This is a genomic window from Bradyrhizobium sp. RDM12 (assembly GCF_051917485.1).
GTDB lineage: Bacteria > Pseudomonadota > Alphaproteobacteria > Rhizobiales > Xanthobacteraceae > Bradyrhizobium.
Map to the genome: position 1 here is coordinate 2,906,303 of NZ_CM133064.1, position 12,432 is coordinate 2,918,734.

General features: G+C 65.3%; 6 protein-coding genes and 5 pseudogenes. 8 read left to right on the top strand and 3 right to left on the bottom strand.

What is annotated here, in order from left to right; translation table 11 throughout:
• Positions 1–42 precede the first annotated feature (42 nt).
• The 7 genes and pseudogenes from ACTGJ9_RS14140 (at position 43) to ACTGJ9_RS14170 (ending at position 6,810) form a co-directional block, all read left to right on the top strand.
• The gene (locus ACTGJ9_RS14140; RefSeq protein ID WP_456677540.1) at positions 43–1,704 is read left to right on the top strand and encodes a thiamine pyrophosphate-binding protein; all 1,662 of its coding nucleotides are present in this window, start codon (positions 43–45) and stop codon (positions 1,702–1,704) included.
• A 3-nt stretch (positions 1,705–1,707) separates the two neighbouring features.
• Positions 1,708–2,972 (top strand): annotated as a pseudogene (locus tag ACTGJ9_RS14145) (NAD(P)/FAD-dependent oxidoreductase).
• Between the two features lie 10 nt (positions 2,973–2,982).
• Positions 2,983–3,726, top strand: a complete 744-nt coding sequence (locus tag ACTGJ9_RS14150; RefSeq protein WP_456677541.1) for an aspartate/glutamate racemase family protein — start codon at positions 2,983–2,985, stop codon at positions 3,724–3,726.
• Positions 3,727–3,829: 103 nt separating this feature from the next.
• Positions 3,830–4,534, top strand: a complete 705-nt coding sequence (locus ACTGJ9_RS14155; RefSeq protein ID WP_456677542.1) for a GntR family transcriptional regulator — start codon at positions 3,830–3,832, stop codon at positions 4,532–4,534.
• Between the two features lie 303 nt (positions 4,535–4,837).
• Positions 4,838–5,380 (top strand): thiamine pyrophosphate-binding protein, encoded by a 543-nt coding sequence (locus ACTGJ9_RS14160; RefSeq protein WP_456677543.1) that lies wholly within the window; start codon positions 4,838–4,840, stop codon positions 5,378–5,380.
• A gap of 5 nt (positions 5,381–5,385) precedes the next feature.
• Positions 5,386–5,976, top strand: a pseudogene (locus ACTGJ9_RS14165) (thiamine pyrophosphate-dependent enzyme).
• A 55-nt stretch (positions 5,977–6,031) separates the two neighbouring features.
• Positions 6,032–6,810, top strand: a pseudogene (locus tag ACTGJ9_RS14170) (SDR family NAD(P)-dependent oxidoreductase).
• Positions 6,811–7,025: 215 nt separating this feature from the next.
• On the opposite strand, the pseudogene ACTGJ9_RS14175 reads toward ACTGJ9_RS14170, so the two are convergent.
• The 3 genes and pseudogenes from ACTGJ9_RS14175 to ACTGJ9_RS14185 all read right to left on the bottom strand — a co-directional run bounded on the left by ACTGJ9_RS14175 (position 7,026) and on the right by ACTGJ9_RS14185 (position 10,771).
• Positions 7,026–7,818: pseudogene (locus ACTGJ9_RS14175) on the bottom strand (IclR family transcriptional regulator).
• Positions 7,815–9,572: an FAD-dependent oxidoreductase gene (locus ACTGJ9_RS14180; protein WP_456677544.1), complete on the bottom strand. Its 1,758-nt coding sequence runs from the start codon at positions 9,570–9,572 to the stop codon at positions 7,815–7,817. The pseudogene ACTGJ9_RS14175 and the gene ACTGJ9_RS14180 overlap by 4 nt, the downstream one beginning before the upstream one ends.
• An 8-nt stretch (positions 9,573–9,580) precedes the next feature.
• Positions 9,581–10,771 (bottom strand): ABC transporter substrate-binding protein, encoded by a 1,191-nt coding sequence (locus ACTGJ9_RS14185; RefSeq protein ID WP_456677545.1) that lies wholly within the window; start codon positions 10,769–10,771, stop codon positions 9,581–9,583.
• A gap of 356 nt (positions 10,772–11,127) precedes the next feature.
• On the opposite strand from ACTGJ9_RS14185, the pseudogene ACTGJ9_RS14190 reads away from it, so the two are divergent.
• Positions 11,128–12,428, top strand: a pseudogene (locus ACTGJ9_RS14190) (MFS transporter).
• The last annotated feature ends 4 nt before the right edge of the window (positions 12,429–12,432 follow it).

Here is a 12,432-nt window from a genome sequence, read left to right on the forward strand (position 1 = left end):
CGAAGCCTTGAAGCGCATCGCCGAAGCCTGCAGGGAGCTGTCATGACCATTCGCAACACTCGCACCGGGGGCCAGATCCTGATCGACCAGCTGGTCGCCCAGGGCGTCGATCGCGTTACCTGCGTGCCGGGCGAGAGCTATCTCGCGGCGCTCGACGCGCTGCATGACAGCCCGATCGATGTCGTGATCTGCCGCGCCGAAGGTGGTGCTGCAATGATGGCGGAAGCCTATGGCAAGCTCACGGGACGGCCGGGCGTATGCTTCGTCACCCGCGGCCCCGGCGCGACCAATGCCAGCCATGGCGTCCATATCGCGATGCAGGACTCGACGCCGATGATCCTGTTCGTCGGCCAGGTCGACACCGGCATGCGCGAGCGCGAGGCGTTCCAGGAACTCGATTACAAGGCGGTGTTCGGCTCCATGGCGAAATGGGCGGTCGAGATCGATCGTCCCGATCGCATTCCGGAGCTGGTCGCGCGCGCCTTCCGCATCGCCATGCAGGGCCGTCCGGGTCCCGTGGTGATCGCGCTGCCGGAGAACATGCTGACCGAGACCGCAGCTGTTGCCGATGCGATGCGGATCGAGCCGGCGGTGAGCTGGCCCGCGCCCGCCGATATCGAGCAGGTCAGTGCGATGCTCGCCGGCGCCAAGGCGCCGCTCGTCATCCTCGGTGGCTCGCGCTGGACCGATGAAGCCACCAAAAGCATCGCGCGCTTTGCCGAACGGTTCGACCTGCCGGTCGCGACGTCGTTCCGCCGGGCCTCGCTGATCGACGCCGACCATTCGCACTATGCCGGCGATCTCGGCATCGGGCCGAGCCCGGGCCTGAAGGCGCGCATCGACAACGCCGATGTCATTCTGCTGATCGGCGGCCGCATGTCGGAGATGCCGTCCTCGTCCTACACGCTGCTCGACATTCCGACGCCGAAGCAGAAGCTGATCCATGTGCATCCGGGCTCGGAAGAGCTCGGCCGCATCTATCAGCCCGCGCTCGCGATCCAGGCGACGCCGGCCGCGTTCGCCGCCGCGGTCGAGACACTGAAGCCCGCAGGCTCAGTTGCCTGGAAGGGCGAGGCGGCCAAGGCGCACGCCGATTATCTCGCCTGGACCGACAAGGCGCGCGAGCTGCCGGGCACGTTCCAGTACGGTCAGGTCATGACCTGGCTGCGCGACCGCCTGCCGAAGGACGCGATCGTCTGCAACGGCGCCGGCAATTATGCCGGCTGGATCCATCGCCATCACCGCTTCCACAGTTTTGCCTCGCAGCTTGCACCGATCTCGGGCTCGATGGGCTATGGCGTGCCGGCGGGCGTGCTCGCGAAGCGGCAATATCCGGATCGCGTCGTCGTCGCCTTTGCCGGCGACGGTTGCTTCCTGATGAACGGCCAGGAATTCGCGACCGCCGTGCAATACGACGCGCAGCTGGTGGTCATCGTCGTCGACAATTCGCAATACGGCACCATCCGCATGCATCAGGAGCGCGACTATCCCGGCCGCGTCGTCGGCACCCAGCTCAAGAACCCTGATTTCGCGATGTACGCGAAGGCCTTCGGCGGCCACGGTGAGCGCGTCGAACGCACCGAAGAATTCGCGCCGGCATTCGAGCGGGCGCTCGCGTCGGGCAAGCCGTCGATCCTCCATTGCATCATCGATCCCCGCGCGATCTCGGTCGGCAAGGATTTCACGCCGGCGGTGAAGGCGTAAGCGATGTCGCAAGCCCGCCACGTCGCCATTATCGGAGCCGGCGCGGTCGGCGTGATCAGCGCCATCGAGGCGCTGCGCGAGGGTCATCGCGTCACGCTGATCGATCCCGGCGAGCCCGGTGGCGAACAGGCGGCGAGCTACGGCAATGCCGGCTGGCTGTCCTCGCATTCGGTGATCCCGCCGGCGGAGCCGGGAGTCTGGAAGAAGGTGCCTGGCTATCTCCTGGATCCGCTCGGCCCGCTCGCGATCCGCTGGTCGTATCTGCCGACGGCGCTGCCCTGGCTGATCAAGTACCTGCTGTCGGGCTGGACCGAGGCGCGCGTCGAGAAGACGGCCTTTGCGCTGCGCGACTTGTTGAAGGATGCGCCGCTGTTGCACCGCAAGCTTGCGGTGGAGGCGGGCGTTCCTGAATTGGTCGAGCGCAATGGCGTGATGCACGTGTTCAGGTCGCGCGGCAATTTTGACAACGATCTCGGCTGGCGCCTGCGCAAGAAGGTCGGCGTCAACTGGATGGAGCTGAACGCCGACGAAATGCGTCAGCGCGAACCGGATCTGCATCCGCGCTACACCTTCGGCGTGGTGGTGGAAGAGGCGGGCCGCTGCCGCGATCCCGGTGCTTACGTTGCAGCGCTGGCCCAGCACGCGCTGGCGAGCGGTGCCAAGCTCGTGCGCGCCAGGGCGACGGGTCTCAAGCTGAATGGCAACAAGCTCGTCGCGGTCCTCACCGAGACCGGCGAGATCCCTGCGATGCCGCAGTGGTCGCGGCCGGCGCGCATTCAAAACGGCTCACGGCGTCCGTCGGTGATCCGCTGCCGCTCGAGACCGAGCGCGGCTATCATGTCATGATCGAGAACCCGGAATCGGGTCCGCGCAGCTCGATGATGGCGTCCGACGCAAAAATGGTGGTGAACTGGACCGACAAGGGCCTGCGCGCCGCCGGCACGGTCGAGATCGCCGGCCTTGAGGCCGCGCCGAACTGGAAGCGCGCCGAGATTTTGCGCAACCACCTCCTCGGCATGTTCCCAAAATTGCCGAAGGACATTCCGGCCTCGCGCATCAAGACGTGGTTTGGGCATCGGCCGAGCATGCCGGACGGCATTCCCTGCATCGGCTATGCCCGCGCATCGCGCGACATCGTCTATGCCTTCGGCCACGGCCATATCGGCCTGGTCAGTTCGGCCCGCACCGGCCGCCTCGTCGCGCAGCTCCTGAGCGGCAAGCAGCCGGAAATTCCGCTCGCACCGTTCGCGCCCACCCGCTTCCTCTGAGATCGCATCCATGACCCCTGCAGCCAGCTCGCTTTCCCGCATCGCCCGTGGCGGCAAGGCCATCTACGGCGCGCCGCTCGGCATCTTGATGCTGGAGGCGCGCTTCCCCCGTATTCCCGGCGACATGGGCAATGGCACGACCTGGCCGTTTCCGGTGCTCTATCGTGTGGTGAGCGGCGCGTCGCCGGAGAAGGTGGTGCTGAAGGGCGCCGCCGGCCTGTTGCCTGATTTCATCGATGCGGCCAAGGATCTGGTGCGGCTCGGGGCCGAGGCCATCACCACCAATTGCGGCTTTCTCTCGCTGTTCCAGAAGGAGATCGCGGCCGCCGTCGGCGTTCCCGTTGCGACCTCGTCGCTGATGCAGGTGCCGTGGGTGCAGGCGACCTTGCCGCCCGGCAAGCGCGTCGGCCTCGTCACGGTGTCGGGCTCGACCCTGACGCCGGCCCATCTCGAAGGCGCCGGCGTGCCGCTCGATACGCCGCTGGTCGGCACCGAGCAGGGCAAGGAATTTTTCCGCGTGCTGATCAAGGCCGAGAAGGACGACATGGACATCGGCTTGGCCGAGCGTGACGTGGTCGAGGCCGGCAAGCAGCTGGTCGCCAAAAACCCTGACGTCGGCGCCATCGTGCTCGAATGCACCAACATGCCGCCCTATGCGGCCGCGTTGCAGGCGGAAGTGGGGCTGCCGGTCTACGACATCTATTCCATGATCACCTGGTTTCATGCTGGACTGCGCCCGCGCACGTTCGCCTGAGTCCGGCTGTCGCAAAGCTCTTCACAACCTCTGCTCTCCTTTGCATTGCAATCACGCCCGCAGCCCCGGTATATTGGGCTGTGCTCGGTGATGAATGCAGCTGATGAAGAGCAACGTGGAACTGGTCTCCGACAGTATCGTCGATCGCGTCTATGAACAGCTCAAGGCGATGGCCGTGAGCTATGAGTTCAAGCCGGGCGAGCGACTCAACGAAGGCGAGCTGGCGAAACGCCTCGGCGTCAGCCGCACGCCGCTGCGCGAAGCGCTCAACCGTCTCAACACCGAGGGCTTCCTGCGCTTCACGCCGGGCAAGGGCTTCTTCTGCCGCGAGCTCGACGCGCACGAGATCTTCGATCTCTACGAGTTGCGCAAGTCGATCGAGGTCGCCTCGGTCCGTCTCGCCATCAAGCGCGCCAGGGATGAGGACATCGACGCGCTGCTGAAATTTCTCGAAGCCACCGGCCCCGATCCCGGAGAGCGCACCTCGGTGGAGCTCGTCGAGCTCGACGAGACCTTTCACGAGCGGCTGATGGCGATGTCCAACAATGCCGAGATGCTGCGCGTGCTGCGCAACGTCAACGCCCGCATCCGCTTCGTGCGCTGGATCGACATGGACAGCATCAACCGCTCCAACACCCAGGCCGAGCACCGCGCGGTCGTCGAAGGATTGAAGGCGCGCAACGAAGAGGCTTGCGTCTCGGTGCTGGAGAAGCACATCGACCGCCGCCTCGATCGCATCACGTCCGCGATCAAGGAAGGCTACGCGCAGATCTACATGCCGGCTGCGGCGAGGTCCGCGGCGAACTGAGGTTCTCCTTCCTTCTCCCCTTGTGGGAGAAGGTGGCGCGAAGCGCCGGATGAGGGGTATCTCTCGGCGTGTACGGATGCGCATGAATGCGCGGAGGCAACCCTCACCCAAGTGAATTTGTGTCGACCTTCAGTGATGCCCTCTCCCACAAGGGGCCCACAAGGAGAGGGCGCAGCAATGCGCATCACGCTCTCGTCTCACAAGGACAGCGCAAAACAGCAGCTATACAATCCGTCATGCCAGACGGTCAGAGCTTTCGCGCCCGAATATCGCTAGCGTGCCGCTCTAACACGGAGACCCGCGGTGCATAGCCCCCAACCCGATCCCGGCTCGCGAAGCAGTGGCGACTGGCCGTCCCAGCTCTATCGCATCCTGAAAGCCGCCGACGTCAGGCAGATGTCGTATGTGCCGGATGCCGGCCACAGCCAGCTGATCCGCCTGTTGTCGGCCGACCGCGACGTCACCACCAACGTGCTGACCATGGAGGAGGAGGGCATCGCCATTGCCGCGGGCGCCTGGCTTGGCGGCCAGCGCAGCGTGCTGCTGATGCAGTCGAGCGGCGTCGGCAATTGCATCAACATGCTGTCGCTGTCGGCGATCGGCCGCTTTCCGCTGCTGATGCTGGTGACGATGCGCGGCGAATGGGCCGAGTTCAATCCCTGGCAAGTGCCGATGAGCCGGGCGACGCAGCCCTCGCTGGAGGCGATCGGCCTGAAGGTGATGCGGGCGGAGACGGCGGAGGATCTGGTCGAGACGGTCGAGTCGGCCGCTTCGCTCGCCTACTGGTCCGACCAGCAGATCGCGGTTCTGATCGGGCAGCGCCTGATCGGCAAGAAGAAGTGGTGATATCGATGTCCGTTCCATCCCAACTCGATCGCCGTGCCGCCGTCGCGGCCCTCCTGGAGGAATCGCGGGGATACGCTGGTGGTTTCCGGCCTCGGCTCTCCAACCTACGACCTGCATTCCGTCGGCGACCACGACGGCAATTTCTATCTGTGGGGCGCCATGGGCGGCGCCGCGCTCATCGCGCTTGGACTGGCGCAGGCGCAGCCGGCAAGCACGTTCTCGCCTTGACCGGCGACGGCGAACAGCTGATGGGCCTCGGCGGCATCGCCACCATCGGCGTTGCGCGCCCGCGCAATCTCGACATCGTCGTAATCGACAACCAGCATTTCGGCGAGACCGGAATGCAGGAGAGCCACACCCGGCGCGGCGTCGATCTCGCGGCGATCGCCGCCGCCTGCGGCTTTGCCGCGACCGGAACCGTGCGGACGCTCGAAGAGGTGCAACGCCTCGCGACGCAAATCGCCGAGCCGGCCGAGGGCCCGCGGCTTTTTGTCATCAAGGTATTGGCGGAAAATCCGCCGCGCTCGCTGCCCTCGCGCGATGCCGTCTTTATCAAGAACCGGTTCCGTGCTCATCTCGGCTTCGCGGCGGCTTGAACGGGAGTATTCTCCGGGATAGTTCGCTCGCGGCAGCTATCCTGGAGTGAGACCCATGAAACTATCCGGCAAGGTCGCCGCCATCACCGGCGCGGCACGTGGCATCGGCAAGGCCTGCGCCAAGCGATTCCTCGATGACGGCGTCAAGGTCGTGATCTCGGATGTCGATGCCCATGGTCTGGCTGCAACGGCCGCCGAACTCGGGCGGCCGGACGCCTTGCGGACCGTGGCCGCCAATGTCGCCAGGCGCGCCGACGTCGATCAGCTCGTCGCGACCGCTGCGAAGGAGTTCGGCCGGCTCGACATCATGGTCAACAATGCCGGCGTCGCCCGCAACCGGGACATCCTGGAGATCTCCGAACAGGAGTTCGACGAAATCATCGGCATCAATCTGAAAGGCGCGTTCTTCGGCGTGCAGGCCGCGGCAAGACAGATGATTGCGCAAGGTGGCGGCGGGGTCATCATCAACATGTCTTCGGTGAACGCGCTGCTGGCGATCCCGGCGCTCGCGACCTACGCGATGTCCAAGGGCGGCATGAAGCAGTTGACTTCGGTCGCCGCCGTTGCGCTCGCCCGCACAACATCCGCGTCGTCGCGGTCGGCCCCGGCACGATTTTGACCGACATGGTGGCGTCCTCCATCTACACCTCGGAGGATGCCCGCAAGACCGTGATGTCACGCACGCCGGCCGGCCGCGGCGGTGAGCCGAGCGAAGTCGCCTCCGTCGTTGCATTCCTCGCCAGCGACGATGCATCCTACATCACCGGGCAGACGATCTATCCCGATGGCGGGCGATTGATCCTGAACTATACGGTGCCGGTGAAGGAGAAGTAATCCGCTGAGGCAGTCTGGATTGCCTCGCTGCGCTCGCAAGGACGATGCCGTGGCACGTGCGCTCCTCACACTCGGTGTCATCGCCCGGCTTGACCGGGGCGATCCAGTATTTCCGTGACGCCTGTGGTTGAACCGAAACACCGCGGCGTACTGGATGCCCCGCTTTCGCGGAGCATTGCGTTGGCTGTGTGGGGCAGCTCGGGCAACGCGGAGCCTCACTCCGCGGCGATCGTCATGCCGTAGCCGAGCCGCTTCGAGATGTGGCCGGCGCAGTCGCGCAGGGCATGGGCAATCGGGCTGTCCCAGCGAGCATCGAAGGTGCCTTCGGGGCCCATCGCGGTGATCACCAGCGCGACATGGCCGGCATGGTCGAACACCGGCGCGGAGAACGCATTCACGCCGGGCAGGGGATCACCGAGGGCGCGGGCGAGCCCGTGCTTGCGGACTTCGCTCAGCATCTCGGCGACCTTGGCGCCTTTCACCGGCCGCTTCGGATTGTAGCCGACGCCCTGGCGATCGAGCCCGCTTTCGAGCGCGGCGTTGATCGTCTTCTCCGGGAGGAAGGCTGCAAAGGCGCGACCGGTCGCGGTTTCCAGCAGCGCCATCACCGAGCCGGCGCGCATCACGATGTGCACGGGCTGGCCGGGCTCCTCCAGCTGCACCACGGTCGGGCCATGCGTGCCCCAGACCGCAAGCGAGACCGCATGTCCGATCTGACTCGCGAGGCCTGCAATCTTCGGTTGGGCGATGCGCACACCTGACAGACGCCGCAGGCTGATCAGGCCGAGCTCGAGCGCGAGCGCGCCGATCTCGTAGCGGCCGGTCGTTTCATCCTGTTCGATCAAGCCGATGCGCGAGAAGCTGGCGAGATAAGGATGCGCCTTGGCCGGCGTCATGCCGGCCTCGCGCGAGATCGCGCAGCATCATCGGCTCGCCGCTTTTAGCGAGCGCGCGGAGTAATTCTCCGCCGACCTCGATCGACTGGATGCCGCGGCTTTCTCTCTTCATGCGCCTCCGATGCGCCTCGTTTCCGCCGCGTCGCGCTTGGCGGCGCTGTCGGCGAGATGGCGGCCGGCAATGTAGCCGAAGGTCAGCGCCGGCCCAAGCGTGATGCCGGCGCCGGGATAATTGCCGCCCATGATGCTCGCCATGTCGTTGCCGGCGGCATAGAGCCCGGGAATCACCCGGCCCTCGGCGTCGAGCGCGCGCGCGTTCTCGTCGGTGACAATGCCGGCATAAGTGCCGAGATCGCCGATCACCATCTTGATGGCGTAGAATGGCCCGTTCTCGATCGGCGCGATACAGGGATTGGGGCCGTGCATGGCGTCGCCCTGGTAGCGGTTATAGGCCTTCGAGCCTTTGCCGAAAGCTGCGTCATGCCCGAGCGGCGCGGTCGCATTGAATTGCCTGACCGTCTCGGTGAACGCCGTCGCGTCGATGCCGGCCTTCGCCGCCAGCGCTTCGAGCGTCTCCCCGCGCATGAGATAGCCGGTATTGAGATGATGACCCAGCGGCATCGGGAACGGCGGCACGCAGCCGAGGCCGTATTTGCGCAGCGTCGGATGATCGCAGACGAGATAGGCCGCGATCTCCTCGCCGGGCTTTGCGGCCTTGAGCATGGCCTGGACGAAGTCGTGATAGGAATTGCCCTCATTGGCAAAGCGCTTGCCGTCGCGCATCACCGCGATCACGCCGGGCTTCGCGCGATCGATGAAATGCGGCATCACGCCCTTCGAGCCGTCCTTGCGCGTGGTCAGCGACACCGGTACCCACGCTGCCGCGTTCGGCAGCCGGTCCTCGATATGTCCCCCGGCGCTTTCGGCGAGGCGCAGGCCGTCGCCGGTGTTGCCGGTCGGACCCGGCGAAAAATGCTCATGGCCGGTCGGCGTATGCGGAAACATCTTCTTGCGCCGTTCGACATCGTGCGGGAAGCCGCCGCAGGCGAGCACGACGCCTCGTCGCGCGCGAACGCGCACGTCACGTCCCTCGCGCGAAACGATCGCGCCGGTGACGGTGCCGTTCTCGACCGTCAGCTCGCGCACCGGCGAGGACAGCCACATCGGTACCTTCAGGTCCTGCGCGGATTTCGCGAGGCGGCCAGCCAGCGCGTTGCCGTTGGTCAGCGTCATGCCGCGGCCGTAGCGCAGCACGTCCATCAAATGCCGCGACAGGCGCTTTGCGACATAGACCGCCGAGTTCAGCGACTTCGTCACCCGCATGAAATGGATAATCTCCTTGCCGGATCCCAGCATCATGCCGAACACGGTGAGCTCGGGCAGCGGCATGCCGAGCGTCCTGATCTGGTCGCCGAGCTCGCGGCCGTCGAATGGCCGCGTCACCATGGAGCGGCCACCTTGCGCGCCGCCGGGCGCTTCGGCGTGATAGTCCGGAAACACCAGCGGCATGTCGAAGCGCAGCGCGGTCTTGGTGGTGAAGAAATCCACCGCCTCGGGGCCTGCACTGAGGAATGCATCGACGCGCGCGGCGTCGAAATTGTTGCCGGCTTCGTGCCGCAGGTAAGTGCGGGCCTGCTCCGGCGTCTCCTCGATACCATAGGCTTTCGCCAGCGACGTGCCGGGAATCCACAGCCAGCCGCCGGAGCGGGCGGTGGTGCCGCCGAAGCGCGGTTCCTTCTCGACGATCAGCACGTCGAGGCCGTGATAGCGTGCGGTAATCGCGGCCGACATGCCGGAGCAGCCCGATCCGGCCACGAGCACGTCGCACTCGTAAGTCTCAATTGCGTTGCGCTCGTTGCCGGTCATGTCTCACCTCACTTCTTCAAAAGCGGACATTTGGATTCGGAGACCGGGCGATAGGCGTCCTCGCCTTTCACGGTCTTGATGATCTCCAGGTAATCCCAAGGCTCCTTCGACTGCTCGGGCGACTTTACCCTGGCCAGATACATGTCGCGGATGACGCGGCCGTCCTCGCGCAACCTGCCGCCATGGACGAAAGTGTCCTCGATCGGCAGCTCGCGCATCTTGGCCATCACCTTGGCCGGATCGTCGGTACCGGCGGCCTTGATGCCCTTGAGATAATGCAGCACCGAGCCGTAGACGCCGGTCTGGATCATGGTCGGCATCACATTGGTGCGCGCGAAGAATTTTTTCGACCAGGCGCGGGTCTGATCGTCCATGTTCCAGTACGATGCCGTGGTCATGTAGGTGCCCTGCGCGGCCTTGAGCCCGATCGCGTGCACGTCGGTGTCGAACATCAAGAGGCCGACGAGCTTCTGGCCGCCCTGGACCAGGCCGAACTCGCCGGACTGCTTGATGGCGTTGTCGGTGTCCTGGCCCGCATTGGCGAAGGCGACCACGTCGGCCTTCGAGCTCTGCGCCTGCAGCGCAAAGGAGGAGAAGTCGGCCGTATTGGTCGGATGCTTGACGCCGCCCAGCACCTTGCCGCCCATCTCGTTGATGAAGCGGGTGGCGTCCTTCTCGAGTTGCTGGCCGAAGGCATAGTCGGCGGTGATGAAGTACCAGGATTTTCCGCCTTCCTTGATGACGGCGGAGGCCGTCACCTTCGACAGCGCGTAGGTGTCGTAGGTGAAGTGCACGGTATTCGGGCTGCACAGCTCATCGGTGAGCGAGCTCGCGCCGGGACCGGAGAGCAGGGCGATCTTGTTGCGCTCGCGCACCATGTTGTGCACGGCGATGGCAATGCCCGAATTGGGAATGTCGACGACGGCATCGACCTTGCCGTTGTCGAACCAGCCGCGCACGATATTGACGCCGACATCGGTCTTCATCTGGTGGTCGGCGCTGATGATCTCGATCGGCTTGCCGAGCACGGTCGGCCCGAACTCCTCCACCGCTATCTTGGCGGCCTCGACCGAACCCGGCCCGCTGTTGTCGCGGCCCCAGCTCGACAGATCCGTCAGCACCCCGATCCGCACCACGTCGTCGGAGACTTGCGCGCTCGCGGCTGTGGTCATCGCAGCCGAAGTCATGGCCGCGAGCATGGCGCAGGCCAAAAGCCCCTCATCGTCGTTCCTCTCTCTTATGGGCCGCTTGGCGCGACCGGTTGTTCTGGTAGGAAGTTAGATAATGGCGAATTAGTTTGTCAATGGCGAATAAACCGGCGGAGCGGGTTCCTGCCTCAACACCCGTCATTGCGAGCGCAGCGAAGCAATCCAGAATCTTTCCGCCGAAACAGTCTGGGTTGCTTCGTCGCAAGGGCTCCTCGCAATGACGGGGTGTGGGAACGGCGGCGCTAAAATCTCGCATTGTGATCTCGGCCGGAGGCAATGCCTCCGCAGGTTGCAAGCCTCGTCGCGATTGGCCATGATGTCCTCTGGAATTTTTGAGGCGCATGGCGATGACGGCAGCAGCGGGGGTCTCCGGCGCGGCGGAGAGGTCGACGACGGCGCATGTGGTGTGGGCGAGCGCGCTTGGCACTGCGATCGAGTGGTACGACTTCCTGATCTACGGCACCGCCGCAGCGCTCGTGCTCAACAAGCTGTTCTTCCCGAGCTTCGATCCCTTTGTCGGCACGCTGGCGGCGTTCTCGACTTATGCGGTCGGCTTCGTGGCGCGGCCGATCGGCGGCGCGATCATCGGGCATTATGGCGACCGGCTTGGGCGCAAGACAATGCTGGTCGCGACCATGATCGCGATGGGGCTCGGCACATTCCTGATCGGCTGCCTGCCGACCTACAGCCAGATCGGTGTCTGGGCGCCGATCTTCCTCGTCATCCTGCGTTTCATCCAGGGCATCGGGCTCGGCGGCGAGTGGAGTGGCGCGGTCGTCATGGTGGCCGAGCACGCCGGCAACCGGCGCGGCTTCTACGGTAGCCTGGTGCAGATCGGCTTTCCCGTCGGCGTTGCCGCCTCCACCGGCATCTTCGGGCTGGTGACGCAATTGCCCGAAGCCGACTTCTTGAGCTGGGGCTGGCGCGTGCCGTTCTTGATCAGCATTCTGCTGGTCGGCATCGGCTTCATCGTGCGGCTCAAGCTCGCCGAGACGCCGCACTTCAAGGACGTGGTCGAGCGCAAGGAGGTGCTGGCGCAGCCGGTTTGGGAGGTGCTTCGCCGTGACTGGCGCAGCTTTCTGCTGGCGATCGGCATCACGGTGTCGGAGGTCGGGCTCGCTTATCTGCTCACCGTTTTCACCGTGGTCTATGCCACGACAAAGCTCGGCCTGCCGCGTCAGGTGATCCTGAATGCGGTGGTCTATGCTGCGATCGTCGAATTCGCGACGCTGCCGCTCGCGGGATGGCTGTCCGATATCTTCGGCCGCAAGGCACTGTATCTGGCCGGCGGCGTGTTCTCGGTGGCGCTGGCGTTTCCGCTGTTCTGGTTCCTCGACACCAGGGATCCCGCCCTGATCACGCTCGCGCTCGTGGTCACGATGACGCTGACGCACGCGCTGCTGTTCGGGCCCAAAGCGGCATTCATGCCGGAGCTGTTCCGCACCCAGGTGCGCTACAGCGGCGCTTCGCTTGGTGCCAACGTTGCGGCCGCACTCAGCGGCGGCTTTTCCCGCTGATCGCGACCGCGCTGCTCGCCTGGGCAGGCTCGTACTGGCCGGTGTCGCTCTACATCATTGGGCTCTCGATCATCACGATCGTCGCGACCCTGATGGCGCCGGAGACGGCGCGCGACACGCTGAAATCCTGAGAGC